Here is a 26,249-nt window from a genome sequence, read left to right as displayed (position 1 = left end):
TCCTAGGGTTTTGCTTGACTGATTCGAACCTGAAATGAGTAGTGGAACCATTTCAATCCATAATTATCGCACCTGCACAATAGACCTGCGCCGCGAATCGAGTTATGCCTATGGACAGATCTCCCGATGCGCGGGGACGGCAGACGCCATGCAACGGCGCGACGCGAGCCATGACTCGCCAATAACGGAGCTATATATATGGCCGAGAAAGTAAATAATCTTCAGGACATCTTCCTGAATTCCCTTCGTAAGTCCAAAACCCCCGTCACGATGTTCCTGGTCAAAGGTGTTAAGCTTCAGGGCATCATTACCTGGTTCGATAATTTCTCGGTCCTCCTGCGGCGCGATGGCCAGTCCCAGCTTGTATACAAGCATGCGATTTCCACGGTCATGCCGGCACAGCCCATGGACTTGGGCGAAATTCGCAAGACGTTTGAGGATAATCATCGCAAACCTCGTCTGCTTCAGGAGATTTTTCTGAATGCGGTGAGAAAGTCGGGCCACTCGGTAACCATGTTCCTGGTGAATGGCGTCATGCTTCAGGGCGAAATCGCCGCCTATGACCTGTTCTGCATGCTGCTGGAACGCGACGGCATGGCTCAACTTGTCTACAAGCATGCCATTTCCACCGTGCAGCCCGCCCATCCACTCGATCTTACGGTCGAGGGTGAAGACGGGGATGTGGACGACGATTGAGCGTTTTCGATCGTGAGGCGGATGACGGGGTAACCCGCGGCACCCGCGCCATCATTGTCCATGGTGATCAGATGCGTGGCGGGCGTGATGTCGACGCTCGCATAGAGGAGGCTGCGGGGCTGGCTGCGGCCATCGGCATCGACGTGCAGGCCAGCCAAGCCTTTCGCCTTCGCAACCCCCGGCCTTCCACGCTCTTCGGCAGCGGACAAGTGGAGCAAATCCATAACCTTGTCGAAGAAAACGAAGCCGAACTCGTCATCGTCGACAATAGTTTGACACCAGTGCAGCAAAGCAATCTCGAAAAGGCCACCGAGGCTAAGGTAATAGATCGCACCGGCCTGATCCTGGAAATCTTTGGTGAGAGGGCCGCCACGGCGGAGGGACGCCTACAGGTAGAACTAGCTCATCTAGATTATCAGGCCGGTCGCCTGGTCCGGAGTTGGACTCACCTGGAAAGGCAGCGGGGCGGTTTTGGCTTCCTCGGCGGCCCGGGCGAGACGCAGATCGAGGCCGACCGGCGCATGATCCGTGACCGCATGGCAAAATTGCGTCGGGAACTTGATCAGGTCAGCCGCACACGGGGGCTGCATCGGGAGCGACGGAAACGGGCGCCTTGGCCAATCATTGCGCTGGTGGGCTACACAAATGCCGGAAAGTCTACCTTATTCAATCGCTTGACCGGCGCTAACGTCATGGCGGAAGATCTGCTTTTCGCGACTCTGGATCCCACAATGCGCCAGATTTCGCTGCCGGGCTTGGACAAGGCGATCCTGTCCGACACCGTGGGCTTTGTGTCAGATTTGCCTACGCAACTGATCGCGGCATTCCGCGCTACGCTGGAAGAGGTCGTGTCGGCGGACCTGATCGTACACGTGCGCGACATTTCTCATCCGGATACGGACGCTCAACGCGACGATGTGCTCAATGTTCTTGATGAACTCGGGCTAGCGGGGGAGGGTTTTTCGCCTGTTATTGAAGTTTGGAACAAGGTCGACCTCCTTGGTGCTGACGAAGCGACATATGCACGGGAGATCGCCGCCCGAAGAGACGATGTTGTTCTGATTTCAGCTTTGGATGGTACCGGCGTGGATGACTTCACGCGCTCGATAGGCGCCAAGCTGACAACGGGCAGTCGTCTGAGGGAACTTACCTTGTCCGGAAGCGATGGCGCAGCGCTGGCCTGGCTTCACGCCAATGGGGAAGTGCTGGACGCCAAACATGAGGGCGATGCCGTGTATATCAGCGTTCGCATATCCGATGCGGATTATGCGCGGTTCCTGTCCCGCGACTGAGCCTTTGCCTTGGCACGCTGCCAACAGGACTCCTGCTCCGCCAAAGAAAGTTCCGGAAATTCGGGTCCCGCGATTTCTTCCATCAAGCGGAAACGCTGCTCGAACTTCACATTAGCCGCACGAAGGGCCTGTTCGGCATCCACCTTCAAATGGCGGGCGAGGTTCACTACCGCGAAGAGCAAATCACCCACTTCCTCTTCTTTCTCAGCCTGAGAGGAGGCTGAAACAACTTCTTCAATTTCCTCATTTATCTTTTCCATGACGCCCTGAGTGTCGGGCCAATCGAAGCCAACTCTTGCAGCACGCTTTTGCAATTTCTCTGCTCGAAGGAGCGCGGGCAGGGCGACCGCCACTCCAGCCATGGCGCTTTTGTCCGCAAGATTCTGCCGCTCTGCCGCTTTGATATTTTCCCAGCCCGGAAACTCGCCATCCTCCTCGCCGAAAATATGGGGATGGCGGCGCGTCATCTTGTCGCAAATACCCAAGATAACGGTCTGAAGGGAAAAATAACCGCATTCTTCAGCCATGCGGCTGTGGAAAACGACCTGAAGCAGAAGGTCGCCCAGTTCGTCTGAAAGGGCCTCCATGTCGTTCCTGGCGATGGCGTCCGCGACTTCATAGGCTTCTTCGATCGTATAGGGAGCGATTGTCGCGAAATCCTGCTTCAAATCCCAAGCGCAGCCCAACTGTGGATGGCGCAATCGGGCCATGATATCAGTGAGCAAGGTGATGTCTGGAGCGTCGCTTTCCGTCATGAACTACTTTCTGCTGGCAGCGGGAATCATAAATATCAATCGCGCCTGGTACAGCGCTTTTGGCAAGGGATTCTTCCTCGCACATTTGAAATGAGACTCCCGGAGCGCGGAGTCATCAAGTTTGGGAAGTTGCCCGGCGCTTCTCCGAATGGCGCTTACACTAGTTAGTTCGATAATATATATTATGTTAAATCGACTGCCATTAGCCGGAGAGGGGCGTTCAGGCAGGCTCCAAAATCATCTCATCACCTTCCACCCGCCAACTTCTTAGTTGCGATAGAAAATTCATGCCCAGCACGTTCACATCGCCAAACGCCGGCGACACAACGATTGCGAGATCGCTGGCCTTCAAAGGTCCGATCTCAAGCGTTGCGATATTTGAACGACGAGCCTCGATCGCTCCATTTGCGGTGGTCAAAATCATTGGAAAGCCGTGTTGGTCGACATTTAACCCGACAGCCGTCGCCGCGCTTTCAGAAACAGCCGTGATGCTGGCGCCACTGTCGACCAAAAATCGCATTTTATGACCGTTGACCATTGCCTGGACCCAAAAATGACCGTCGATCGATTTGTTAATCCGCAATGTCGATCCGACGATGCGTTGCTGCGCCTCTCCAGATATTTCCGATTTGACGCGATCCGCAACGAATCCCAATTCCGTTCGGTAGCTGAATAGCGCGAGTGCAATTACGAATATCGCCACCCACCACAGCGCCATGCTGAGCGCGCCCGTCAGCGACCAGCGCCTGGATATCAAGGCGCTGCCCACCAATATGATGGCAAGGATCAGCCAAATCAGTTCCGCAGACTGTGCTCCCGTCACATGAGCTCCACGGTCAAGCCATCAAAGCCGGGGACCACCCCCTTCGGCAGCGTCTCGCATAACCGCGAATAATCCATGCTCTGGTCCATATGCGTCAAGACTGCTTGCTTTGGCTGAACGGTGGCTATCGCGCCCAGGGTCAGCGCCAAATGCGTATGGGTGGGATGCGGCCGCTCCCGCAGCGCATCCACCACCCAAATGTCGGTGCCGGAAAAAAGCGCATGCATATCGCTGGTGAATTCATGAAAGTCCGTCGAATAAGATATTGAAGATATACCATTTTCGAAGCGAAATCCGGTCGAATAAATATCACCGTGCGGTTGATCCACACTTCGAATGAGGATGTCGCCGATCCTTAATTCGTTCGGCAATATATGACCCGCAATGATCGGAGGATAGCCGGATCTTCCTTCGAAAACATATTCGAAGCGGCGGCGGAGATGCTCCAATGTTTGTCGCCGCGCATAGGCGGGTACGGGTGAACCGCGATAATGAAAGATTTGCCTGACATCATCGATCCCATGGCAGTGGTCGGCATGGTCGTGCGTCCACAAAATTGCGTCCACATCGGCAATGTCAGCTGCCAGCAACTGCTCCCGCAAATCAGGAGAAGTATCTACCAAAATGCGAGTTTCAGCGGTTTCTACCAGGATCGAAACCCTCGTCCTGCGATTCCGAGGATCTTTCGGATCGCAAGCGCCCCATTCATTGCCAATGCGAGGGACGCCAGAGGACGTGCCGCAACCTAATATGGTAAGCTTCACGCCATCGCCTCGTTAACGGATACCTTATCGAACAAGACGGTAAAATTACGGCTCGTATAATTCTGTAGCTCCGCCACATCCTCGCCCCGAAGCGCAGCCAGGAAGCGCGCCGTATCAGCGACATATGCCGGTTCGCAAGTCCGCCCTCGATGCGGGACGGGCGCTAAAAATGGTGAGTCCGTCTCTATAAGCAGTCTGTCTTTTGGCAGGCGGGCCGCGGTTTCCTGCAAATCTTTGGCGTTCTTGAAAGTAACGATGCCGGAAATGCTGATATAGAGACCCAACGCCATCGCCTTGTCGGCGAAACCGCCGCTGGCAGTAAAGCAGTGTATCACGCCCTTATACGGGCCCTTTCCCATTTCGTCCGTCAGTATCTCGATAGTGTCGTCTTCCGCGTCCCGCGTGTGGACGATCAGCGGCAGGCCGGTTTCCCGGGCCGCCGCGATATGAGCGCGGAAACTGCGCTTTTGCTGTTCGCGATCGCTATGGTCGTAATAATAATCGAGACCGGTTTCCCCGATGCCCACAACTTTGGGATGTTGCGCCCGTTCTACGAGCTTGGCGGTGTCCATCTCCGGATGAGCATCCGCCTCATGCGGATGAATGCCTATAGTGGCCCACACATCGGCATTGCGCTCGGCCGTGCCAAGCACTGCGTTCCACTCATTTTCCCGGGTAGATATATTCAGCATCGTGCCCACCCCAGCCTCTCTGGCGCGGTTGAGCACTGCAGCCTGGTCTTCAACCAAGCCCTTATAATTCAGATGGCAATGACTATCGATCAGCATCAGACGGATATAGGATGCTCTTCCGCCATAGTCACGTCCGCCCGTTTGCTAATCAGGATTGCGCCGGCAGTTCAAGGCGAGGGAAAAGCGGCTTTGGCGGAGCAAGGGTAAAACCGCTGCTCAGCAGGTCCTTGAACCAGGCGGCGTCCTGTGCCGCCGCATAGCATCGCAGGCTTGGCGAAATGCCCATTTGGTCCAGCAATGCCGTCGCGCTTGCCGGGATAATGGGCTGTATTGCCATCGCCAAATTGCCGATCGCTTCATAAAGCGTGGCAAGTACCGCCTCCATCCGCGCAGGATCGGTCTTGCGCAATGCCCAAGGAGCTTGCGCATCGATATAGGCGTTGCAGGCAAAGACAGCGCGCATCCACGATTCAATTGCCTGTGAAATGGCCATTTCCTCCATTGCGGCGGGAAAATCCACACTCACCATGCGCGTGACCAGCGCCATCAACTCTTCATCTTCCGCCTGGCGCTCACCTTGCGGCAAACGTCCATCCAGGTTTTTGGCAATGAAGCTCAGTGTGCGCTGAGCGAGATTGCCAAAGCTGTTCGCCAAATCACTATTGGCTTTTTGAACAATGGCCTCCGGGCTATAGCTTCCATCATTACCGAACGTCACTTCGCTAAGCAGGAAATAGCGGAGCTGATCCACGCCGAAATCCTCGGCCAGTTCCAACGGGTCCGCCACATTGCCGACCGACTTCGACATTTTCTCGCCCCTGTTGAGCAGGAAGCCATGACCGAATACCTGCTTCGGCAGCGGCAGCTTCGCACTCATCAAAAAGGCTGGCCAATAAACGGCATGAAATCGAACGATATCTTTGCCGATGATATGGAAAATGTCCCCCCCTTCGCTCCAGAAGGTCTGCCAATCATCAGTGTCTTGAGGATATCCAAGCCCGGTCAGATAATTGGTGAGGGCGTCGACCCACACATACATGACGTGGCCGTCGCTGCCCGGCACCTTCACGCCCCAATCGAAGCTGGTGCGGGAAATGCTGAGGTCCGACAGTCCTCCTTCGACAAAACGCATGATTTCGTTTCGCCGGCTGTCGGGCTGAATGAATTCGGGCCGGCGGTTATACAGGTCCAGCAATGGCTGCTGATATTTGGAAAGTTTGAAGAACCAGCTTTCTTCCACGGTCCATTCTACTGGGGTGCCCTGAGGCGACAAACGGGCGCCCCCCTCCCCGTCGACCAGTTCCTTTTCATCGTAAAAAGCTTCGTCGCGGACCGAGTACCAACCCTCGTAACGGCCGAGGTAAAGGTCGCCATTGTCCGCCATCGCTTTCCAGATCGCCTGGCTGGCAAGATGGTGCGCGGGTTCGCTCGTCCGAATGAAGCGATCGTAACTGATGTTGAGGGTGTCATCCATTTCTTTGAAATAGGCCGACATTTCATCGGCAAGGGCGCGGGGCTCCATGTCCTTGCCCCGAGCGGTCTGAGCCATTTTCAACCCATGCTCGTCGGTCCCCGTTTGGAATCGCACCTTACGCCCCATCAAGCGCTGGAAACGTGCAACCGCATCGGTAGCGATCGCTTCATAGGCATGACCAATATGAGGAGCGCCGTTGGGATAAGCGATGGCAGTGGTAATATAGAAGGGTTTGGACATTCACGCTCTTCTTCGAGGCAGTTTGCTCGCCTTCCTAGACGCCGGGGTCATGTTTTTGAAGGGGGAGATTTTGGATGCGGGCCTTCACAGCAGCTTTTCGATTTTACCCTCTAACCACTCGGGTTTCGTAGTTGGTGCGAAGCGTGCCGTCACCTTGCCCTGACGATCGACCAGGAACTTGGTGAAGTTCCATTTGACCGTCTTGGAGCCAAACACCCCCGGCTTCACCTGCTTCATATAGGCGAAGAGCGGATCGGCCCCTTCACCATTTACCTCGATTTTGGCCAGCAACGGAAAAGTCACGTCATATGTAAGCTTGCAGAAACTGACAATTTCCTTAGCGTTTCCGGGCTCCTGACCCCCGAATTGATTACAGGGAAAGGCCAGAACCTCAAAATCGCGACTTTTATATTTCCGGTACAATGCCTCCAGCCCAGCATATTGCGGTGTAAATCCGCATTTGCTGGCGACATTGACGATCAGCAGAACCTTACCGGCATAGCGCGAAAGCGGCACCACTTCCCCATCTGCGGCATTTACCGAAAACGCATGCACATCCATCGGCTATTCCTCAAGAAAACGGCGTTATTCAAGCACCCCTTCATGCAAGCGCAACACACGATCCATTTTTCGGGCCAAACGCTCATTGTGGGTCGCCACTAGAGCCGCTGAACCTTCCTCTCGCACCAACCGCAGGAATTCGGCGAAGACGACGTCCGCTGTATGCTCGTCCAGATTGCCGGTAGGCTCATCCGCCAAGATCAAAGCAGGGCGATTGGCCAATGCCCTGGCGACGGCGACGCGTTGTTGCTCACCGCCGGACAATTGGCTGGGCCGATGGTGAAGGCGATGGACAAGGCCAAGCGAGCCCAACAGACTTTCGGCCCGGGCGCGCGCCGCAGCCGGTTCCACATCCCTGATCATCTGCGGTAGAATGACATTTTCTACGGCATTGAAGTCGGGCAGCAGATGGTGAAACTGATAGACGAACCCAAGCGCGTCGCGACGAAGGCGCGTTCGGCCGTCATTCGGCAAGCGCGCGGCCTCTTCCCCCTGAATTTCGATCGAGCCTTGGAATCCGCCCTCCAACAAACCTACCGCCTGCAGCAGCGTCGATTTGCCGGACCCTGAAGGGCCGAGCAAGGCCACGATCTCACCCGGCACGATCGACAGATGAACCCCCCGCAACACCTCGATCGTCTCTTCGCCCTGTGTGAAGCTGCGGCGAAGATCCTGAACCTTCAAAATCTCACTCATAGCGGAGCACCTGGACCGGATCGGTATTGGCGGCCTTGAACGCCGGATAGAGTGTCGCAAGGAAGCTGAAAACCAGCGCCATCAGGCAGATTATTGTGATCTCGATCGGGTCTGCCTTGGCTGGCAACTCGGTTAGGAATCGTATCGAAGGGTCCCACAAATTCTGCCCCGTCACGAGTTGCACAAAGTTTACGACGCTCTGCCGGAAAAACAGAAAGGTGAAACCCAGAATGACGCCCGCGCACATGCCCAGCGCGCCGATCGTGACCCCTACGGTTACAAATATCTTCAGCAAGCCGTGCCGCGTCGCCCCCATCGTGCGCAATATCGCGATATCTCGGGTTTTGGCCCGCACCAGCATGATGAGAGAGGAGAGAATATTGAACACTGCGACCAGGATGATGATGGAAAGCACGACGAACATGGCGACCCGTTCAACGGCCAGCGCTTCAAACAGGCTCGCGTTCATCTGTCGCCAGTCTGTAACCACTGCCCTGCCCGCCACCTTCTGTGCCAGGGGTTGGAGGATGTCGCCGACCCGATCTGCATCGACGGTTTCAACCTCGATCATGCCTACTACATCGCCCAGCAAGAGCAGGGTTTGCGCGTCCTCCATCGGCATGACCACGAAGGCTTTGTCATAATCATAGACGCCAACCTCAAAGATCGCGCCGATTTGATAGGAGATTTCACGTGGGACAGTGCCAAATGGCGTCGCACGTCCCGCCGGATTGATGATGCTGATCCTGCTCCCGACCTGAGCGCCCAGATTTTCGGCAAGGCGCGCGCCGATTGCAACCTTGCCGCTTCCGGCTGTCACGTCCACCAATCGACCGGCAACCACTTTCTGCCTAAGCGTCGGATTGGTGCGAATGTCATGCACGGTCATCCCACGCACCAGGATCGCCTCCACCCTGCCGTTATAATTGGCGAGCAAGGGTTGCTCGATCAGCGGGGTCGCGCTCGTGACGCCGGGCGTGACTTTCGCCTCTTTCAATATGTCCCGCCAGTCGGGAAGGCGACCGCCATAACCCTGCACCACGGCATGGCCATTCAGCCCGACAATCTTGTCGAATAACTCGGCGCGAAAGCCGTTCATGACGCTCATGACGATGATAAGCGCAGCCACGCCCAGCATTACTGCCGCCAAGCTGATGCCGGCCACCAAAAATATGAACCCCTCGCCCTTGCCCGGAAGCAGATAGCGTTTGGAGATCATCCATTCATAACGGGATAGAATCATGTTGCGGCGGATCGTCTTTCTCTATGTTATGAATGCTCTATGCAGAGCGGGCCGCAGAGGCAAGAATATGTGCGGCGGTAGTGGCTGTGGCACAATGAACACAGCCTGACTTCAAAATGTCGGTAACGTACAATTTGCCGGTGACAGGGGAAGCGCCACGGCTTAGCAAAGGAACAAGAACACAGGTTAAAGGCCGTGGTTCAGGGATGCCGCTGTCCCGTTCTAAGCTTGAGGGGGCTAATGAACGCGCGGACGCGGTGCCAAGGGGGAGACGAGCAATCGTCCAGGAGCGCCCGGGTCGAAATGGCCCGGGCGCTTTTCCATTTGGCCTTTTGCTGGCCACTTGAAATCCTCCAAATTGAAAATATCTCAACGTCGTCCGATAGCCATTTTGGGATCGGGCGGAGTTAGCAGGCGCCTTTTTTGGGCCTGCAGTTTCATTTTGCTCATGAAGAGGATTTGAAGATGAGACAGTTTGACCTTACCCCATATCGCCGCTCGACGGTTGGATTCGATCGGCTATTCGATCTGCTTGAAAACAGCGCGAGGGGGCAACAAGCGGATAATTATCCGCCGTTCAACATCGAACGGCTGAGCGAAGACCGCTATCGTATCACTTTAGCCGTCGCCGGATTTGCATCGGATGATATCGACATCGTCGCCCAGCAGAACATGCTGCAGGTGACCGGAAAGAAAGAGGAAGGAGAGCAGGATCGCGCTAGCTTCCTTTATATGGGCATTGCCAATCGCGGGTTCGAACGCCGTTTTGAATTGGCTGATTTCGTTCAGGTTAACGACGCCAAGCTGCGCGATGGATTGCTCATCATCGATCTTGTCCGTGAAGTTCCAGAGGCGATGAAGCCCAAGAAAATTTCGATTTCCACTGGCGAAGCTGCCGGAATAACGGATCAGCGCGACGCTGCCTGATAGGAAATCAGAGCAAATATTCTGGGGCTGCCTGAGCAGGCAGCCCCTTCTGATTTGCATTGGTCCTACTCCACCGACGCGGCAATCTCCTCCAATGTACCAGGATCGATAATTCTGATGCCGCTCGGCTCTACGGCCGTCACTCCAGCTTGCGACCAAAGCGATAGCTGCCGATTGATGTTTTCGCGCGAAATACCTGCAAACATGCTGAGTTCGGTTTGGCTGAAGGCAATGACCGGTTTCCCCTCCCCCCGCATCAGCCGCAGCATAAAACGCGCAAGCCTGGGCCCCGCGGCATAGGCCCGATCTGTTTCGATCGTCTGGTTGGCCATACGCAGCCGAAGCGCCAGTTCCCGCATGATGCGCAGCGCGATCTGGTGATTGCCGGCCAGCAAAGTTTCAAAGGCCGCACGTCCGATTGCGATATAGCGAAGCCGCTCCATTGCTATCACGCTGGCCGTCCGGCGCCCGCCGTCCAGAAGCGCTATTTCGCCCAGCACAGCCCCAGCGCCGACATATTCCAGAACAATTTCGCGGCCATTGGCACTGTAGACAGTCACCCGCGCTTGCCCCTCCAGAAGGATGATGAGCGAATCGCCCGAATCTCCCTGCCTCAGCAGCACGTCGCCCTTTTCGGCGTCATGCAAGCGCGCCCGCTCCAAAAGCTGCGAAAGCTCTGCTTCGGTCAGAACCTGAAGCAGGCTATGTTCCGGCAGCTTTCCGAAAAGATGCTCAGCGTCCATAGCCAAAGCCTATAGCTCAGTTTCCATTCGGCCCAATAGTATTGCCGCGGACGCGCGCAACTAAACCAAACGGCTTTGCTTTAGCGCGGCGGCTATGAAGCTTGCGAAGAGCGGATGCGGATCAAAGGGCTTGGACTTCAACTCCGGATGAAACTGCACGCCCACAAACCAGGGATGGTCAGGGCGCTCGACGATCTCTGGAAGCGTTCCATCAGGTGACATGCCTGAAAAGATGAGCCCGCCCTTCTCCAGCGGTTCGCGATAATGGGCATTCACTTCATAGCGATGACGGTGCCGTTCGCTTATATCTTCGCTGTCGTAAATCGAGGCGACTACACTATTGCCTGCGAGTTTTGCGGGATAAGCACCCAATCGCATGGTGCCGCCCAGATCGCCGTCCGCTTCGCGCTTCTGCAGCCCTTCCTTGCTCATCCATTCGGTGATGAGCCCGACGACAGGCTCGGCGGTGGGACCGAATTCTGTCGTCGACGCCTCAGCAATGCCCGCCGTATTCCGCGCTCCTTCGATGCAAGCCATCTGCATCCCAAGACAGATGCCGAAGAACGGAACATTGCGCTCTCGGGCAAACTGCACGCTGGCGATCTTGCCTTCGCTGCCGCGCTCGCCAAAACCTCCAGGAACCAGGATTCCATGCATTGGCTCGAGTTGAGCGACGACATAGTCCTTATTTTCTTCGGTTTCGAATAATTCGGCGTCCAGCCAGCGGACCTGGACCTTCACCCTGTTGGCAAGGCCGCCATGCACCAATGCCTCATGTAGTGATTTATAAGCATCGGGCAGGCCCACATATTTGCCGACGACGCCAATGGTGACCTCCCCCTCGGGGTTGTGCCACCGTTCCATAATGTCCGCCCACTGCGCCATATCAGGCGTCGGTGCATCAAGGATTCCGAAGGCGCGCAGAACTTCCCCGTCCAGGCCTTCCTGATGATATTGCAGCGGTACGGCATAGATGCTGGAGGCGTCCAGCGCAGGAATAACCGCCTCTTTGCGGACGTTGCAGAATAGCGCAATCTTCGCGCGTTCGCTCTCAGGCAACGGATGTTCGCAGCGGCAGAGAAGAATATCGGGCTGAATGCCCAATGACGTCAATTCACGCACGCTATGTTGGGTAGGCTTGGTCTTCAGTTCCCCTGCGGCGCTGATATAGGGGACCAACGTAACATGCACGAAAACAGTATTTTCACGACCGATATCGTTGCGAAGCTGCCGTATCGCCTCAATGAAGGGAAGGCTTTCGATGTCGCCCACGGTCCCGCCGATTTCGCACAGCACGAAATCCAGGTCATCGACCTGATCCTGGGCAAATGCCTTGATTGCGTCGGTCACATGCGGGATGACCTGTACCGTCGCTCCCAGATAATCGCCGCGTCGCTCGCGGGTGATGATCGTCTGGTAAATGCGGCCGGCGGTCACATTGTCCGATTGACGTGCCGAAACGCCGGTAAATCGTTCATAATGCCCTAGGTCCAGGTCCGTTTCGGCGCCGTCGTCGGTGACATAGACTTCGCCATGCTGGTATGGCGACATGGTGCCGGGATCCACGTTCAGATAGGGATCGAACTTGCGAATACGCACACGGTAACCCCGCGCCTGCAGCAATGCTGCAAGGCTTGCCGCCATAAGACCTTTGCCAAGCGAGGAGACCACGCCGCCGGTGATGAAAATGAACCGCGCCATGGGAGAAAAGGCTTATCCTTTAATAGTCACAACAAGCAAGCGTGAGAATCTCGCGCCGACGAATTTTTTGATAGCTATAGGGGTTGCCAACGAAGATCGGCACCGGTGAGACGAGCGAAAGAAGTTCGCCGACGCCCCAAAAACCAGCTTTTCGCCGCGGCGTCAGCCGGAGGTTAAGGAATATTACCGCGCCAGAGGAACGCCCTCGTCCTTGGGAGCGCTTTCGTTCTGCGCGGCTTTGTCTGCAGCCGCAGCGAGCGGATCGCCGCCAGCAACAGGCACATCATTGGCCGGCGCGGAGCTGGTGCCGGAACGGGATAGAGAGGTGTCGATGCTGGCGGGGGCGTGTTTCACCGAAGCAATGACCGCCAGCAAGACGCTCAGTCCGACAAACAGCGTCGCCAGAATCGTTGTGGAGCGGGTCAGGAAATCCGCGGCCCCGCGCGCCGACATCAGCCCTGAAGGGCTGCCTCCAACGCCCAGTCCCCCACCTTCAGACCGTTGCATCAATATGACGCCGACGAGCACAGCCGCCACAATGGCCTGGACAACAAGAATGAAGGTGAACATGAAAAATCAAAACCCGTCTGATGCTGATTGAGCGGGCACATAACGCTTTCCGCTCCATTCTTCAACCGGCGGCGGCCGCCGCTTCGATGATCGGCGCGAATTTTTCGGAGGTCAGGCTGGCTCCGCCTACGAGTCCCCCGTCCACATCCGCGATCGACAGCAGATCCGCCGCATTAGCGCCGTTCATCGAACCGCCATAAAGAATGCGCAACGCATCGGCATCAGCGCCGATTTTCGAACGAAGCGCGTCTCGCAATGAGCGGTGCATCCAGTCCACCTCTTCCATCGTAGGCGTGCGACCCGTGCCAATGGCCCAAACTGGTTCATAGGCAATGGACAGCCACTCCGATGCGGCGCCCTCGGGAAGCGATGCCAGCAGCTGATCGGAAACCAGGGCTTCGGCATGGCCAGCATCCCGCTCAGCTTCCGTCTCGCCAACACACAGGATTACGTTCAGCCGGCTATGTCGCGCGGCGGCAGCTTTGGCGGCCACGTCACCGCTCGTTTCATGCTGGTCCGTTCGCCGCTCGCTGTGACCCACGATCACGGTATTCGCTCCGGCTTCGCTCAGCATGGCTGCGGAAAGGCAGCCGGTATGAGCGCCGCTTTCAGCGCTGTGGCAATCCTGCGCCCCGATGAAAACCGAGCGAACCACACCGCTCGCAGCATGGATCAGCGTCGCCGGAATGCACAATCCTACCTCGACAACAAGGTTCGCTTCGGCGACTTGATCAATGGCCTCTATTTCCCTCAACTGGCTTAGGAGGCCATTCATTTTCCAGTTGCCGACAATAAGTTTCCGTCTGGTCACTAAGAGGGACTCCTGCATGAGTTATTGTAAGTGGCGTTGGTCGTCCGATAACGAATGAACACCGATTGTCTAGGGCAACGGAGGATTATCCCTGCCCGTTCCTGCCCCCAACAGGCTGAGCGGCTTGGTTTCCGAGCTTGATGCCTGGCACTCACCATCCTAAAGCGGGGGCGCGTTACGCCTCGCTTATTGCTATGGATTTTTCATGATCAGCTTCATCCGCCGCCTTATTCATTCCAAGATCGGTCTTGGCGTCGCCTTTCTGCTGGTGGCTCTTGCTGCCGTAGCGTTTGCTGCTGGAGACATCACCGGAAGCGGCAATGGACTGGGCACCTTCACGGGCAACAGCGGCACAGTGGCCAAGGTGGGCGGCGATGCGGTTACAGCGGCGGATCTGCAGGGTCGCACCCAAATGGTGTTTGATCGAAATCGCCAGCAGCAGCCGCAGCTTGAAATGACGAGCTTCCTTGCGCAGGGCGGCATGGAAAATGTGCTCGATCAACTGATTCAGGGTCTTGCCGTTACCGAATTTGCACATGATGAAGGCATGTCCGCCAGCAAACGGCTGATCGACGGGGAGATTTCCAGTATCGGAGCGTTCCGTGACGCGTCGGGGAATTTCAGCGAACAGCTCTATCATGAGCTTCTTCGCCGCCAGAATATTACCGACGCGGCGCTCCGCCAGGATATCACCCGAGACGTCTTTTCGCGTCAGGTCCTGGCTCCAGTTGCCATGGGAAGCCGTATTTCGCGCGACATGACCATGCCCTATGCGTCCCTGCTGCTCGAAAGCCGTGAGGGCCGCATTGCTGTCATTCCATCGAAACTTTTCATTAGCGAAGAGCAGCCCAACCCTCAGGAACTGGCGGCCTATTATAGTCGCAATGCCGATCGTTTCACTGTTCCCGAACAGCGGCAGCTGCGTTATCTGCTGATCGATAAGACGCGTTTTGAAAAGGCGGCGACCCCGACGGAGGGAGAAATCGCGGCCTATTATAACGAGAACAAAGCCAATTATGCTGCTCGGGAAGAGCGCACCCTGGCGCAACTTATCGTGCCGACCCAGGCTGCGGCCGAGACAATTGCGGCAAAGGTGAAAAGCGGCTCCAGCCTTGCCGAGGCAGCAAAGGGGGCCGGTTTGGCCGTCGCCACGCTGAACAATGTCAGCCTTCAGCAATATGGGGGAAAAAGCTCTCCGGCGGTAGCGAAGGGCGTTTTCGCTACGTCCAGGGGGCAATTGGCCCCCATCGCCAAATCGCCTCTGGGCTGGCATGTGGTGGAAGTCACCGGCATTACGACATCGCCCGCCAGGTCCCTGCCTGCCGTTCGGGCAGAGATCGTAACGGCTCTCCGGCAACAAAAATCGGCCGAAGCCATGACCGACTTCCTCAGCAAAGCGGAGGACCAGATAGCCGAAGGCACGACATTCGAGGAATTTGCCAGGGACGCTGCCCTGCCCATCAAGGCAACGCCGCTCATCCTTCGCAACGGCGCAGCGGTGCAGCAGGAAAATTATAAAGCGCCGCCGGAACTCCAGCCAATGCTCGATCCAGCCTTTAGCATGGAACTGGACGATGAGCCGCAGATGGTGACCGTAGCGCCTGATCAACTCTATGCGTTGGTTGACGTCACCGACATTAAGGCTGCCGCTCCGCCGCCGCTCGACAAGGTACGGAACGTCGTCGTCCAGCAATTCAAGCTTGAGCGCGCCGCTAGCCGAGCGCAAACCGCAGCGGATCAGCTGGTTGCAAAGATGAGCAAGGGCGCAGATTTTGCCAAGGCGCTCGTCGAGACCGGCCTTAAAGTACCACCCCCTCAGCCCCTGGGAGGCAAGCGTGCTGACATTGCTCGGGGCGGCCAGCAGGTTCCCCCTCCCCTCGCCTTGCTTTTCAGCATGGTCGAAGGCAGCGTCAAGCGACTGGAAGCCCCTAACAGCCAGGGCTATTTCGTCCTGAAGCTGGACAAAATTGAACGTGGGGATGCAGGCCGGCAGCCCTCGCTCGTGAATGCCGTTCGTCAGGAAATGTCGCGTGTCGCCGGCAATGAATATGCCGAACAATTCACACGCGCCGTTCAGCAGCATGTCGGCATCAAGAAAAATGAAGCCGCAATCGCCGAAGTGAAGCGGCAATTGCGCAGCGGTTCGACCGGGCAATGATTCAGGCGTCGTCCGAAACCGTGCGGCAAGCCTTGAAGGCTGGTAAGTCCGCGCTTCTATGGAGGCGCCAGATCGCCGATATCGATACGCCGATTTCGGCGGCATTGAAGCTGATCGAACCGGATCGCGGCGACTTCCTGCTTGAGTCGGTCGAAGGCGGAGCCGTGCGGGGGCGTTACAGCCTCTTGGGCCTCGCACCCGACCTTGTATTTCGCGCTCAGGGCCAAAGGGCTGAAATCAACCGGCAATGGGCGACGTCGCCCGACGCCTTCTCTTTGGAGGAGGGCAACGCGCTGGAGGCCTTGCGCAAGCTGGTGGCCGAATGCCGCTGCGAAGTGGATGAAGCTTTGCCATCGGCGCTTGCCTGCCTTGTCGGATATTTCGGCTATGAGACCGTGGGTCTGGTGGAAAAGCTTTCTCGTCCGCCGGAAAACCCACTTCAATTGCCCGACATGCTTTTCGTACGCCCCACCGTTATTCTTGTTTTTGATCGGTTGGCTGACGCGCTTTATCTGGTCGCCCCGATATGGGCCGGCAGTTTCGTGGATGCGGACAAGGCGATTGTTGAAGCGTCTGATCGCATTGAGGCGATCTCCGCCCGTCTCGCGGCCCCGCTCTCTCTGCCTCCGGCTCCGCTGGAGGGTCCCGTGGACGTCACGGTTACCCCGGTGCTCGCCCCTGGCCATTATGGCGAAATGGTCAACCAGGCGAAGGATTACATCACCGCAGGGGACATTTTTCAGGTGGTGTTGGCCCAGCGTTTCACGGCACCCTTTTCCCTGCCGCCAATTGCGCTCTACCGCGCATTGCGGCGGATCAATCCCTCGCCATTTCTCTATTATCTGGACCTGCCGGGCTTTGCGTTGATCGGGTCCAGCCCGGAAATCCTTGTGCGGGCGCGTGATGGCGAAGTTACGATCCGCCCTATCGCCGGGACGCGACCACGCGGAAAGACGGCATCGGAAGACGCGGCTAATCGCGACAGCCTTCTAGCCGATCCGAAGGAACGCGCCGAGCATCTTATGCTCCTTGACCTTGGCCGCAACGATGTTGGCCGGGTGGCGGAGGCCGGAACGGTGACTGTTACCGATAGCTATACGGTCGAATTTTATAGCCATGTCATGCACATCGTGTCCAATGTGGTAGGCCGACTCGATCCAACGAAGGATGCGCTCGATGCATTGTTCGCTGGCTTTCCCGCCGGCACCGTTTCCGGCGCGCCCAAGGTTCGCGCCTGTGAGATCATTGCCGAGCTGGAACCCGAAACCCGTGGAGCCTATGCTGGCGGCGTAGGCTATTTCGGCCCTGACGGTAATCTCGACAGCTGTATCGTCCTGCGAACGGCGGTTCTGAAGGATGGCGTCATGCATGTCCAGGCCGGGGCCGGCATCGTTGCGGACAGCGATCCGGCCTATGAACAGCGGGAATGTGAGGCAAAAAGCGGCGCTTTGATCGCAGCCGCGCGTGAGGCGGTTGCGATTGCCAGAGATGCCGCGTACGGCCAATAAGCCCGCACTGGCCGAATTAAGAGGTTCGCGCTAAAGCCATCCCATGATTCTAGTCATCGATAATTACGACAGCTTTACCTGGAACCTTGTCCATTATCTGATGGAACTGGGCGCAGAGGTGGAAGTCGTCCGAAATGACGCCATGTCGGCAGGACAGGCGCTTTCGTCGGGTGCTGAGGCGTTCCTGATTTCTCCGGGACCCTGCACACCCAATGAGGCGGGGATCAGCCTGGATCTTGTCGCTGCCTGTGCTGACGCCGGAAAGCCGCTTCTCGGCGTATGCCTTGGCCATCAATCCATTGGCCAGCATTTCGGTGGGAAGGTTGTTCGCGGCGGCCTGATGCATGGTAAGACCTCTGCGGTCAGCCATGACGGCACTGGCCTTTTCGAGGGCCTTCCTTCCCCCTTTATCGCCACGCGCTATCACAGTCTGGTGGTTCAGGACATTCCGGACGCGCTTGTCGTTAACGCCACCAGCGACGACACCATGGTGATGGGGTTCCGTCATGTAACGCTGCCCATTCACGGAGTTCAGTTCCATCCTGAAAGCATTGCTACAGAGCACGGCCACGCCATGTTGGCCAATTTCATGAGGATTTCGGGCATTTCCGTAAGGGAACGCGCGACGACATGACGTCATTACCTGACCCGTCAACGTTTCTGAACGAAGAGCAATCAGATCAAGCTTTCGCTGCAATCCTCGACCGTACGGTATCGGATAGCGCGATCGCCGACTTCCTAGTCCGCCTCAGCGAGCGGGGCGAAACCGCTACGGAGATCGCCGCCGCGGCCCAGGCCATGCGCGCGCGCATGATCCCCATCACCGCCCCGGCCGATGCAATCGACGTCTGTGGCACAGGCGGCGATGGCCATCACACGCTCAACATATCGACCGCTGTCGCCATCATTGTCGCGGCCTGCGGCGTTCCGGTCGCAAAGCATGGCAATCGCGCAGCCTCATCAAAGGCGGGAGCGGCCGACACGCTGGAAGCCTTGGGGCTCGACCTCAACCGGGCCGGCGAAACTGCGGAACAAAGCCTGGCGGACCTTGGCATCTGCTTCCTTTTTGCTCAGGCACACCACCCGTCGCTGGCTCACGTCGCCCCTATCCGGCGTTCGCTTGGGCGGCGTACGATATTCAATCTGATGGGGCCGCTCGCCAACCCTGCGAATGTTCGGCGGCAGCTTATCGGCATTGCTCGCCCTGACTATGTCCCTGTCTATGCCGAGGCATTGCTGAAGATCGGCACGGAACATTCAATGGTGGTTTCCGGCGAAGAAGGATTGGATGAACTTTCGCTCGCCGACGGTAATAGCGTCACCGAGATAGAAAGCGGAGAGCTGCGTTCCTACATCATCACTGCGGCGCACGCTGGGCTCCCGACGCATAATGTCGAAGCCATAAAGGGCGGCGATGCCGAGCATAATGCGCAGGAGTTACGGAAATTGCTATTGGGCGAGGAAGGTCCCTATCGGGACGCGGTTCTCTTCAACAGTGCCGCCGCGCTGATGGTGGCGGGTGAGGTAAAAAGCCTTGCTGAAGGAGCCGAAGAAGCCGCCGAAGCCATCGACAAGGGGCTCGCAAATGCGCTGCTCAACTGCTGGATTGCTTTTTGATGACCAACAAGCTCGATGAAATTTGCAACACAAAACGTCAGGAAGTGGCCGCCCGGAAGGCCGCGACGACCTTCGCCAGACTGAACGCGCTGAAGGCGGAACAAAGCGCCCCACGAGGGTTCCGCGCGGCATTGAACGCCGCGTCTCGTTACGGCCACGCGCTTATTGCGGAAATTAAGAAAGCGAGCCCCTCCAAGGGCTTGATCCGCGCCGACTTTGATCCCCCGGCCCATGCACAGGCTTATGAAGCAGCGGGCGCCGCCTGTCTTTCCGTTCTTACCGACGCACCTTATTTTCAAGGACATGAGGATTATTTGATGGCAGCCCGGTCGGCCTGCAGCATCCCGGTCCTTCGCAAGGATTTCATAATAGACCCGTGGCAGGTCCATGAGGCGCGTGCAATTGGGGCTGATGCGGTCCTCATTATCGCCGCCGCGCTGGATGACGGACAGATGCAAGAAATTGAAGCCGCGGCGATGGAATGCGGCATGGACGCTTTGGTCGAGGTCCACGACGCGCGGGAGCTTGAGCGTGCGCTGAAACTGAAATCCCGACTTATCGGCGTGAACAACCGTGATTTGAGGGACTTCACGATCGACTTTTCCATAACATATGAACTCGTCGACCAAGCGCCGACCGATTGCACTTTCGTGGCGGAAAGCGGCCTCACCTCCAAATCGGATCTTGATGCGATGGCCGAACGCGGGGTGCATTGCTTTCTTGTGGGCGAGGCGTTGATGCGTGAACACGACCTGGAGGCAGCTACGCGAAGGCTGCTCACCGGCTCATGAGTCGCCTCACGCACCTGGACAAGGATGGTGCGGCCAATATGGTCGATGTTTCGACCAAGCCTTCCACCACGCGTCAGGCGATCGCCACCGGCCGTATCATCATGTCGCCGGACGCTCGCAAGGCGATTGCCGAGGGCCTGGTGAAGAAGGGAGACGTGCTCGCCGTCGCCCGTATTGCCGGGATTATGGCCGCGAAAAAGACATCCGACCTCATCCCGCTCTGCCATCCCCTGCCCCTTTCGTCGGTTAGCATTGACCTGCAACTCGACGAACAGGGCATTATTGCGACGGCCACAGCAAAGACCAGCGGACAAACCGGTGTGGAAATGGAAGCCCTGACCGCGGTCAGCACCGCACTCCTAACCGTTTACGATATGGCAAAGGCCATCGACAAATCCATGATAATCCGTGATATTTGCTTAATTGAGAAAAGTGGGGGTAAATCCGGGAACTGGAAACGCGACGAATGACCCTTTTGTCCGTTGAAGAGGCGCAGCAGCGGTTGATCGCGTCGGCCCCGACGCTAGGTCTGGAAAATCCCCCTCTTGCTGAAACCATCGGCCGATGGCTTGCCGACGACGTATTGGCGTTACGGGACCAGCCATGGACGGCGCTTTCGGCAATGGACGGTTATGCAATCCGTCACCAGGATTTGCCCGGACCGTGGACGATCATAGGGGAAAGCGCGGCAGGGAACCTGACGCCGCAATTGATTGAACAGAGCGAAGCGGTCCGCATATTCACCGGCGCGCCCATGCCAGACGGAGCCGACTGCGTCCTGGTACAGGAAGAGGCGGCGCTGGAGGGAACAAAACTGCTTCTAGCCGGAGAAGGTCCCGCCGCACCGAGTAAGAATGTTCGGAAGCAGGGGTCTGATTTTTCCACAGGCGCCAAACTCCTTGAGAAGGGATCGCTCATAGGTGCCCCACAGGTGGCGATTGCGGCTCTTGGCGGGCATGGAACGCTGCCTGTTCGTCGGAAGCTGAGGGTAGCCATCTTCACGACCGGCAATGAATTGACCGAACCCGGACAGCAGATCCACGCAGGCGAACTCCCGGCGTCCAACAGCCTGATGCTGCGCGCGATGCTGTCCCACCTTCCAGTGACGATCCAGGATTTGGGCATTGTCCGGGACAATCTGGAAGCGCAGGTTCAGTCGTTCGCAACCGCTGCCAATGCAGACATTATCGTCACCACCGGCGGAGCATCGGTGGGAGATCATGACCTTATCAAGCCTGCTTTTGAAGCGGCCGGAGGTTCGCTGGATTTCTGGCGCATTGCGTTACGGCCCGGCAAGCCCCTCATGGCGGGTCGTAATGGGAACGCGCTGTTTCTGGGCCTGCCAGGAAATCCCGTATCTGCGTTCGTGACCGCCACATTATTCCTGCTCCCCCTCGTGCGGCACATGGGCGGATCCCAACACCCCCTGCCCCAGTTGATTAAAGCCCGTTTGACAGAAGACATGCCGCCAGTAGCCGCTCGCGCAGTCTATGTCCGTGCTATAATGTCCGAAGGAACCGTCCGGCCGCTCGCCGATCAAGACAGTGCCGGCATGGCCGCCCTTTCCAGTGCGAATGCTCTGATCGTCCGTCCGCAAAAAGCCCCAGCCGTCCAAGCGGGCGAAATGGTGAAGTGCCTACCCATTGACTGACGCTGGGGCGCAATCAATGCGGTGGGCGGGATGCCGCTCTCGATCACATATTCACCAGCGGAATGATTGACGATATTGTGCCAATAACCTTTATAGCCCCTGGATCTCTGTACTGAATGAACTCATCGACATGGATCTCGAAGTGGGGCTTCACATTAAGAGGTTGCGAGTACATGGCGGCATTGTCTTCCGAAACATTGCATTGCAGCACGGTCTCCATTGCCGGCCGCGCGGTGATGATTGAAGGCCGCAGCGGCAGCGGTAAGTCTGATCTGGCCCTGCGTCTTATCGACCGCGGAGCGATTTTGGTCAGTGACGATTACACGGTTGCTCGTCGAAAAGGTGAACTGCTCCTAGCATCTCCGCCGGATACCATTGCGGGCAAGATCGAAGTTCGGGGCCTTGGCGTAATCGACATGGATTATCTTGCGGACCAGGCGGTGGCGTTAGTGGTGCAGCTGTTCGATAGCGTCGACAGGATGCCGCTTGACCCTGACGTTCGCGTGATCGCCGGTATTTCGGTGCCGGTGATGAAAATTGCTCCCCTGGAAGGTTCAGCCCCTATAAAGGTGGAAATGGCCATGGAGAAATATGGGCTGAACGTGGGGGCGCATGGCTAAAACCCAAAAACCAAAGACAATTCTTCTTGTTTCGGGCCTGTCCGGCGCCGGAAAGTCGACAGCGCTCCGGACGTTGGAGGATATGGGTTGGGAGGTCGTAGACAATTTGCCGCTCCTGCTGCTCGATCGCTTGCTTGACGCACCGCTCCCGGCCGGAGCGGAGGATATCGGACGGCCGCTTGCTCTTGGGATAGACAGCCGCACTCGCGGATTTGACGCGGCCGGCATGGTTCGCCGAATCAAGAAGCTCAGAAGCGCGGAGGGCTATGATGTCGGCACCCTGTTTCTGGACTGCGGCGGCGCGGAGTTGGAACGGCGCTATTCGGAAACCCGGCGACGTCATCCCTTGGCGCAGGACCGGCCGGCGGCAGATGGTATAGCGCGTGAGCGTGAACTGACTGAACCTTTGCGTCGTTGGGCCGATCATGTGATCGACACGACCAACCTTGCCTCAAACGCGCTTCAGCAGGAAGTCCGCAGCCGCTTTGGCCTCGGCAAGGTGACCGAGCCTGCCCTCACCATCTTGTCCTTCGGCTTTGCCAGGGGCCTGCCGCGCAATGCCGATCTGGTGTTCGACATGCGGTTCTTGCGCAATCCGCATTGGGACGCGGAACTTCGACCGCTTACCGGCCTGGATGCGGCAGTCGGGGGCCACATCGCCCAGGACCCTGCCTATGAGGACGTCGTACAGCAGATCGAAAAACTGCTTCTGACGCTGCTCCCTCGCTACTATGAAGAGGGCAAAGCCTATGTGACCATAGCCTTTGGTTGTACAGGCGGTCGTCATAGATCGGTTCATGTGGCCGAACGAATTGCCCAAAGCTTGCGTCAGGCAGGTTTTTCGCCCACGGTCAGCCACCGCAATCTTGAATCGGCGCCCCTCGATGCGCTTGAGAACCGGCCCGAAGATGAAGACGACGCGACAGGATAAGATAATCAGATGATCGGTTTGGTTTTGGTCACACATGGTTTTCTGGCGAAAGAGTTCGTCATCGCCATGGAACATGTGGTTGGCCCGCAAAAGGCAATTGAAACCGTCTGTATCGGGCCGGAAGACGACATGGAAGTGCGCCGCGCGGATATCGCGGCCGCCGTCGAGAGCGTGAATGATGGGTCCGGTGTCATTCTTCTGACCGATCTGTTTGGCGGCACCCCTTCGAATTTGGCTATTTCCCTTTTGAAGGCAGGCGAGGTGGAGGTCATTGCCGGCATCAATCTCCCCATGCTCATCCGCCTTGAAAGCGCGCGCAAATCCATGACCGTTCAAAAGGCAGTGGCCGCCGCACGTGAGGCGGGCCAGAAATATATCAGCGTTGCATCGGAATTGCTGGGAAGCTCGACATGACCGGCCACAAGAAGGAAGTCCGGATCACGAACAAGCGCGGCCTGCATGCCAGAGCGAGCGCAAAATTCGTCACTCTGGCAAGTGGATTGCCCTGCGAGATCACGGTGGAAAAGGACGGACAAGCTGTCACGGGTACTTCGATCATGGGTTTGATGATGCTTGGTGCCGCAATGGGGGACAGTATCGTTATCAGCGCCGCCGGGGACCACGCCGCGCATGCCGTTGAACAACTCGCGCTGCTGGTCGAAAACCGCTTCGGCGAAGAATAAGCGGGCCAGAAATTGTCCCGCGAAATTACCGGCTTTTCCAACCCGCTCGTAAAGCGCATCCGCTCCCTTCGCGACAAGAAGCATCGCAAACGGGAAGGTTTGTTCCTTGCAGAGGGCCTCCGCATCCTGACCGAAGCGAGGGAGGGAGGCGTACTTCCAGAGATGCTGTTCCATGCGGGGCACGCCACCGATCATCCGTTGGCGATTGAGCTTATCAGGGAAATGGAGGCGAATGGCGGGGACGTGATTGTTACCAGCGCCGACATATTGAGCAAGATTTCAGGTAAGGATAATCCGCAGGCGCTAGTGGGTGTCTATCGTGACCGCCTGACGCCAATCAAACAATTGGACCGGGACAGTGCCGACATCTGGATCGTGGCGCAATCGCTGCGGGACCCCGGGAATTTGGGCACCATCTTGCGAACTGGTGATGCTGTAGGCGCGGGTGGAGTGATACTGATCGATGATTGTGTCGATCCCTTTTCTGTCGAAGCTGTCCGGGCCAGCATGGGCGCTTTGTTCACGCAGAAGATCGCTACGGCTCGATGGGGGGAATTCATCACCTGGCTCCGTCAAGGGCCGGGGCAGCTTATTGGCACCAGTCTTAAGGCCACTCATGACTATCAGGAGCCGCGCTATCAAAGCCCCGCCTTTCTGCTGGTCGGGAATGAGTCGCAAGGGCTTCCATCAGCTTATGAGGACCAATGCGACCTGCTCGTAAAAATTCCGATGCTGGGCAAGGCGGACAGCCTCAATGCCGCCGTCGCGACCGCCGTCATGGCTTATGAGCTGCTTAATCAAAAAAGGAATGGCCGTTCGTGAACCATGCTCCTGTCCCGCGGCCTGAACCTACACCGCCCGCGCCCCCTCCTGCATCCACAAGCCGGGTTTTGATGGCAAGCCTGGTCGGCACGTCAGTTGAATTCTACGATTTCTATATCTACGCGACCGCGGCCTCATTGGTATTCGGGCCGCTCTTCTTTCCGGCTGAGTCCCCATCTGCTCAACTAATGGCTGCTTATGCCAGCTTCGCGCTTGCCTTCATCGCTCGGCCGCTTGGGGCCAGTGTGTTCGGACATTTTGGCGATCGGATCGGACGAAAATCGACCCTGGTCGCATCGCTGATGCTGATGGGTGGTTCAACACTCGCCATTGCCTTCCTCCCAACTTACCAAAGCATTGGATGGATCGCCCCATTGCTGCTTTGCATATTGCGTTTTGGCCAGGGATTTGGCCTGGGCGGAGAATGGGGCGGCGCCGCACTTCTGGCGGTGGAGAACGCGCCGCCCGGATGGAGAGCGCGCTTCGGAATGTTCCCGCAATTGGGCGCGCCTGTCGGCTTCATTGCCGCAAATGGTTTGTTCCTGCTGTTGGGCACGTTTCTAAGCGATGAGGATTTCCTCGCCTGGGGCTGGCGTTTGCCCTTCCTAGCAAGCGCATTGCTGGTCATCCTGGGGTTATGGGTCCGCCTCAAGGTGACGGAGACGCCCGCCTTTGCCGAGGCAATGAAAAAAGCCCCTCCTCCGCGTGTTCCTATCGCGTCCCTGTTCCGCCACCATTTCCGCCAGACTTTGGCGGGCACCTTTGCCGTGGTCGCCTGTTTTGCAATTTTCTACATCAGCACCGCCTTTGCGCTGGGCTATGGCACCACCGAAGGCGGAATTGGGCGAGCGACATTCCTGGGCATTCAGCTGGGGGCGATTTTGTTCCTGGCGCTCGGCATCGGACTTGCTGGCTGGTGGTCAGATATGTCGAGTCCGCGCAAGGTGCTGATCTGGGGCTGCATCGGCACTATCCCGGCGGGCCTGATCTTTGGCCCGGCCATGGGAAGTGGCTCTCTGGTTGCAATCTTCGCCGCTCTGGCGCTTGCCCTGCTGCTCATGGGCTTCGTCTATGGCCCACTTGGGGCCTGGCTCACAGGGCTTTTCCCCACCCAGCTCCGTTACACCGGCAGCTCGGTAGCCTTCAATGCCGGTGGAATATTGGGGGGAGCGCTTGCCCCGATGGTTGCGCAGGGACTGGTGGGGGAATTCGGGATAGCGTCTGTCGGCCTTTACCTGTCGATCGCCGCGCTGATCAGCTTGCTCTCGTTGCTCCTGCTGGACCGGGGGTCGAATTAAAAAGGCCGCGCTTGTCGGCACGGTCCCTATCTATCTCATCATTCCTTGTTGATTGGTGATCCGTTTTCTTTTTTCGCTCTCATTATTCCAATATTGATGACAAGAACGCCATTTTCGAAGCGCGCATCGATCTTGTCTTCGTCCGCTCCGGCGGTAGCTGCACGCGCCGTTCGAAACGACAT

Annotated in this window: 28 protein-coding genes; 16 read left to right on the top strand and 12 right to left on the bottom strand. The window is 57.4% G+C overall.

What is annotated here, in order from left to right:
• Positions 1-198 precede the first annotated feature (198 nt).
• On the top strand, positions 199-696 hold the full coding sequence (gene hfq, locus HNQ99_RS12820) for an RNA chaperone Hfq (RefSeq protein WP_184476208.1): 498 nt from the start codon (positions 199-201) through the stop codon (positions 694-696).
• Positions 693-1,988, top strand: a complete 1,296-nt coding sequence (gene hflX / locus HNQ99_RS12815) for a GTPase HflX (protein WP_184476205.1) — start codon at positions 693-695, stop codon at positions 1,986-1,988. Before hfq ends, hflX begins: the two co-directional genes overlap by 4 nt.
• On the opposite strand, the gene mazG is transcribed toward hflX, so the two are convergent.
• From mazG to HNQ99_RS12775, 8 genes are all read right to left on the bottom strand, one after another.
• Positions 1,961-2,743, bottom strand: coding sequence for a nucleoside triphosphate pyrophosphohydrolase (gene mazG, locus HNQ99_RS12810; protein WP_184476202.1), 783 nt, complete (start codon positions 2,741-2,743; stop codon positions 1,961-1,963). The two genes, hflX and mazG, sit on opposite strands and share 28 nt — an antisense overlap.
• Positions 2,744-2,963: 220 nt before the next feature.
• Complete coding sequence (locus HNQ99_RS12805; protein WP_322790368.1) at positions 2,964-3,566, bottom strand: retropepsin-like aspartic protease family protein; 603 nt, start codon at positions 3,564-3,566, stop codon at positions 2,964-2,966.
• Entirely contained in the window at positions 3,563-4,330 is a 768-nt protein-coding gene (locus tag HNQ99_RS12800; protein WP_184476199.1) for an MBL fold metallo-hydrolase, read from the bottom strand. Before HNQ99_RS12800 ends, HNQ99_RS12805 begins: the two co-directional genes overlap by 4 nt.
• On the bottom strand, positions 4,327-5,118 hold the full coding sequence (locus HNQ99_RS12795; protein WP_184476196.1) for a TatD family hydrolase: 792 nt from the start codon (positions 5,116-5,118) through the stop codon (positions 4,327-4,329). The genes HNQ99_RS12800 and HNQ99_RS12795 overlap by 4 nt, the downstream gene beginning before the upstream one ends.
• A gap of 52 nt (positions 5,119-5,170) precedes the next feature.
• Positions 5,171-6,736, bottom strand: a complete 1,566-nt coding sequence (metG, locus tag HNQ99_RS12790) for a methionine--tRNA ligase (RefSeq protein ID WP_184476193.1) — start codon at positions 6,734-6,736, stop codon at positions 5,171-5,173.
• A gap of 84 nt (positions 6,737-6,820) precedes the next feature.
• Positions 6,821-7,297 carry a glutathione peroxidase gene (locus tag HNQ99_RS12785; RefSeq protein ID WP_184476190.1) on the bottom strand — a complete coding sequence of 159 codons (477 nt, stop codon included), beginning with the start codon at positions 7,295-7,297 and terminating at the stop codon, positions 6,821-6,823.
• Between the two features lie 24 nt (positions 7,298-7,321).
• Positions 7,322-7,993 carry an ABC transporter ATP-binding protein gene (locus HNQ99_RS12780; RefSeq protein WP_184476187.1) on the bottom strand — a complete coding sequence of 224 codons (672 nt, stop codon included), beginning with the start codon at positions 7,991-7,993 and terminating at the stop codon, positions 7,322-7,324.
• Positions 7,986-9,236, bottom strand: coding sequence for a lipoprotein-releasing ABC transporter permease subunit (locus tag HNQ99_RS12775; RefSeq protein WP_184476184.1), 1,251 nt, complete (start codon positions 9,234-9,236; stop codon positions 7,986-7,988). The genes HNQ99_RS12780 and HNQ99_RS12775 overlap by 8 nt, the downstream gene beginning before the upstream one ends.
• A gap of 465 nt (positions 9,237-9,701) precedes the next feature.
• On the opposite strand from HNQ99_RS12775, the gene HNQ99_RS12770 reads away from it, so the two are divergent.
• Complete coding sequence (locus tag HNQ99_RS12770) at positions 9,702-10,163, top strand: Hsp20 family protein (RefSeq protein WP_184476181.1); 462 nt, start codon at positions 9,702-9,704, stop codon at positions 10,161-10,163.
• A 65-nt stretch (positions 10,164-10,228) separates the two neighbouring features.
• Here HNQ99_RS12770 and HNQ99_RS12765 read toward each other — a convergent pair whose 3' ends face one another.
• The 4 genes from HNQ99_RS12765 to tpiA all read right to left on the bottom strand — a co-directional run bounded on the left by HNQ99_RS12765 (position 10,229) and on the right by tpiA (position 13,988).
• The gene (locus HNQ99_RS12765; protein WP_184476178.1) at positions 10,229-10,906 is read right to left on the bottom strand and encodes a Crp/Fnr family transcriptional regulator; all 678 of its coding nucleotides are present in this window, start codon (positions 10,904-10,906) and stop codon (positions 10,229-10,231) included.
• Between the two features lie 60 nt (positions 10,907-10,966).
• Positions 10,967-12,607: a CTP synthase gene (locus HNQ99_RS12760; RefSeq protein ID WP_184476175.1), complete on the bottom strand. Its 1,641-nt coding sequence runs from the start codon at positions 12,605-12,607 to the stop codon at positions 10,967-10,969.
• Positions 12,608-12,790: 183 nt separating this feature from the next.
• Positions 12,791-13,177: a preprotein translocase subunit SecG gene (secG, locus tag HNQ99_RS12755; RefSeq protein ID WP_184476172.1), complete on the bottom strand. Its 387-nt coding sequence runs from the start codon at positions 13,175-13,177 to the stop codon at positions 12,791-12,793.
• A 61-nt stretch (positions 13,178-13,238) separates the two neighbouring features.
• Entirely contained in the window at positions 13,239-13,988 is a 750-nt protein-coding gene (tpiA, locus tag HNQ99_RS12750) for a triose-phosphate isomerase (RefSeq protein ID WP_184476169.1), read from the bottom strand.
• Between the two features lie 205 nt (positions 13,989-14,193).
• Here tpiA and HNQ99_RS12745 point away from each other — a divergent pair, with 205 nt between their 5' ends.
• The 13 genes from HNQ99_RS12745 to HNQ99_RS12685 all read left to right on the top strand — a co-directional run bounded on the left by HNQ99_RS12745 (position 14,194) and on the right by HNQ99_RS12685 (position 26,067).
• Positions 14,194-16,146 carry a peptidyl-prolyl cis-trans isomerase gene (locus HNQ99_RS12745; protein ID WP_184476166.1) on the top strand — a complete coding sequence of 651 codons (1,953 nt, stop codon included), beginning with the start codon at positions 14,194-14,196 and terminating at the stop codon, positions 16,144-16,146.
• Complete coding sequence (trpE, locus tag HNQ99_RS12740; protein ID WP_184476163.1) at positions 16,143-17,654, top strand: anthranilate synthase component I; 1,512 nt, start codon at positions 16,143-16,145, stop codon at positions 17,652-17,654. The genes HNQ99_RS12745 and trpE overlap by 4 nt, the downstream gene beginning before the upstream one ends.
• Before the next feature lie 43 nt (positions 17,655-17,697).
• Complete coding sequence (locus tag HNQ99_RS12735) at positions 17,698-18,288, top strand: anthranilate synthase component II (RefSeq protein WP_184476160.1); 591 nt, start codon at positions 17,698-17,700, stop codon at positions 18,286-18,288.
• Positions 18,285-19,271 (top strand): anthranilate phosphoribosyltransferase, encoded by a 987-nt coding sequence (gene trpD / locus HNQ99_RS12730; protein WP_184476157.1) that lies wholly within the window; start codon positions 18,285-18,287, stop codon positions 19,269-19,271. Before HNQ99_RS12735 ends, trpD begins: the two co-directional genes overlap by 4 nt.
• Positions 19,271-20,062 (top strand): indole-3-glycerol phosphate synthase TrpC, encoded by a 792-nt coding sequence (gene trpC, locus HNQ99_RS12725; RefSeq protein ID WP_184476154.1) that lies wholly within the window; start codon positions 19,271-19,273, stop codon positions 20,060-20,062. The genes trpD and trpC overlap by 1 nt, the downstream gene beginning before the upstream one ends.
• Complete coding sequence (gene moaC, locus HNQ99_RS12720; protein ID WP_184476151.1) at positions 20,059-20,532, top strand: cyclic pyranopterin monophosphate synthase MoaC; 474 nt, start codon at positions 20,059-20,061, stop codon at positions 20,530-20,532. Before trpC ends, moaC begins: the two co-directional genes overlap by 4 nt.
• Complete coding sequence (locus tag HNQ99_RS12715) at positions 20,529-21,713, top strand: molybdopterin molybdotransferase MoeA (protein ID WP_184476148.1); 1,185 nt, start codon at positions 20,529-20,531, stop codon at positions 21,711-21,713. The genes moaC and HNQ99_RS12715 overlap by 4 nt, the downstream gene beginning before the upstream one ends.
• 173 nt (positions 21,714-21,886) lie before the next feature.
• The gene (locus HNQ99_RS12710; protein ID WP_184476145.1) at positions 21,887-22,333 is read left to right on the top strand and encodes an HPr kinase/phosphorylase; all 447 of its coding nucleotides are present in this window, start codon (positions 21,887-21,889) and stop codon (positions 22,331-22,333) included.
• On the top strand, positions 22,326-23,264 hold the full coding sequence (rapZ, locus tag HNQ99_RS12705) for an RNase adapter RapZ (protein ID WP_184476143.1): 939 nt from the start codon (positions 22,326-22,328) through the stop codon (positions 23,262-23,264). The genes HNQ99_RS12710 and rapZ overlap by 8 nt, the downstream gene beginning before the upstream one ends.
• A gap of 9 nt (positions 23,265-23,273) precedes the next feature.
• Positions 23,274-23,678, top strand: coding sequence for a PTS sugar transporter subunit IIA (locus HNQ99_RS12700; protein ID WP_184476141.1), 405 nt, complete (start codon positions 23,274-23,276; stop codon positions 23,676-23,678).
• Positions 23,675-23,947: an HPr family phosphocarrier protein gene (locus HNQ99_RS12695; protein ID WP_184476138.1), complete on the top strand. Its 273-nt coding sequence runs from the start codon at positions 23,675-23,677 to the stop codon at positions 23,945-23,947. Before HNQ99_RS12700 ends, HNQ99_RS12695 begins: the two co-directional genes overlap by 4 nt.
• A gap of 12 nt (positions 23,948-23,959) precedes the next feature.
• Positions 23,960-24,769: a TrmH family RNA methyltransferase gene (locus tag HNQ99_RS12690; RefSeq protein WP_184476135.1), complete on the top strand. Its 810-nt coding sequence runs from the start codon at positions 23,960-23,962 to the stop codon at positions 24,767-24,769.
• Positions 24,770-24,840: 71 nt separating this feature from the next.
• Entirely contained in the window at positions 24,841-26,067 is a 1,227-nt protein-coding gene (locus HNQ99_RS12685; RefSeq protein WP_184476132.1) for an MFS transporter, read from the top strand.
• The last annotated feature ends 182 nt before the right edge of the window (positions 26,068-26,249 follow it).

It is taken from the genome of Rhizorhapis suberifaciens, assembly GCF_014200045.1.
GTDB classification, from domain to species: domain Bacteria; phylum Pseudomonadota; class Alphaproteobacteria; order Sphingomonadales; family Sphingomonadaceae; genus Rhizorhapis; species Rhizorhapis suberifaciens.
This window is presented reverse-complemented; position numbering and strand designations above follow the sequence as displayed.

Coding starts and splice junctions, on each gene's coding strand:
- hfq (WP_184476208.1), top strand. CDS start 199: ATGGCCGAGAAAGTAAATAATCTTCAGGACATCTTCCTGAATTCCCTT.
- mazG (WP_184476202.1), bottom strand. CDS start 2,743: ATGACGGAAAGCGACGCTCCAGACATCACCTTGCTCACTGATATCATG.
- HNQ99_RS12795 (WP_184476196.1), bottom strand. CDS start 5,118: ATGCTGATCGATAGTCATTGCCATCTGAATTATAAGGGCTTGGTTGAA.
- metG (WP_184476193.1), bottom strand. CDS start 6,736: ATGTCCAAACCCTTCTATATTACCACTGCCATCGCTTATCCCAACGGC.
- HNQ99_RS12785 (WP_184476190.1), bottom strand. CDS start 7,297: ATGGATGTGCATGCGTTTTCGGTAAATGCCGCAGATGGGGAAGTGGTG.
- HNQ99_RS12780 (WP_184476187.1), bottom strand. CDS start 7,993: ATGAGTGAGATTTTGAAGGTTCAGGATCTTCGCCGCAGCTTCACACAG.
- HNQ99_RS12775 (WP_184476184.1), bottom strand. CDS start 9,236: ATGATTCTATCCCGTTATGAATGGATGATCTCCAAACGCTATCTGCTT.
- HNQ99_RS12770 (WP_184476181.1), top strand. CDS start 9,702: ATGAGACAGTTTGACCTTACCCCATATCGCCGCTCGACGGTTGGATTC.
- HNQ99_RS12765 (WP_184476178.1), bottom strand. CDS start 10,906: ATGGACGCTGAGCATCTTTTCGGAAAGCTGCCGGAACATAGCCTGCTT.
- HNQ99_RS12760 (WP_184476175.1), bottom strand. CDS start 12,607: ATGGCGCGGTTCATTTTCATCACCGGCGGCGTGGTCTCCTCGCTTGGC.
- secG (WP_184476172.1), bottom strand. CDS start 13,177: ATGTTCACCTTCATTCTTGTTGTCCAGGCCATTGTGGCGGCTGTGCTC.
- HNQ99_RS12745 (WP_184476166.1), top strand. CDS start 14,194: ATGATCAGCTTCATCCGCCGCCTTATTCATTCCAAGATCGGTCTTGGC.
- trpE (WP_184476163.1), top strand. CDS start 16,143: ATGATTCAGGCGTCGTCCGAAACCGTGCGGCAAGCCTTGAAGGCTGGT.
- HNQ99_RS12735 (WP_184476160.1), top strand. CDS start 17,698: ATGATTCTAGTCATCGATAATTACGACAGCTTTACCTGGAACCTTGTC.
- trpD (WP_184476157.1), top strand. CDS start 18,285: ATGACGTCATTACCTGACCCGTCAACGTTTCTGAACGAAGAGCAATCA.
- trpC (WP_184476154.1), top strand. CDS start 19,271: ATGACCAACAAGCTCGATGAAATTTGCAACACAAAACGTCAGGAAGTG.
- moaC (WP_184476151.1), top strand. CDS start 20,059: ATGAGTCGCCTCACGCACCTGGACAAGGATGGTGCGGCCAATATGGTC.
- HNQ99_RS12715 (WP_184476148.1), top strand. CDS start 20,529: ATGACCCTTTTGTCCGTTGAAGAGGCGCAGCAGCGGTTGATCGCGTCG.
- HNQ99_RS12710 (WP_184476145.1), top strand. CDS start 21,887: ATGGCGGCATTGTCTTCCGAAACATTGCATTGCAGCACGGTCTCCATT.
- rapZ (WP_184476143.1), top strand. CDS start 22,326: ATGGCTAAAACCCAAAAACCAAAGACAATTCTTCTTGTTTCGGGCCTG.
- HNQ99_RS12700 (WP_184476141.1), top strand. CDS start 23,274: ATGATCGGTTTGGTTTTGGTCACACATGGTTTTCTGGCGAAAGAGTTC.
- HNQ99_RS12695 (WP_184476138.1), top strand. CDS start 23,675: ATGACCGGCCACAAGAAGGAAGTCCGGATCACGAACAAGCGCGGCCTG.
- HNQ99_RS12685 (WP_184476132.1), top strand. CDS start 24,841: ATGGCAAGCCTGGTCGGCACGTCAGTTGAATTCTACGATTTCTATATC.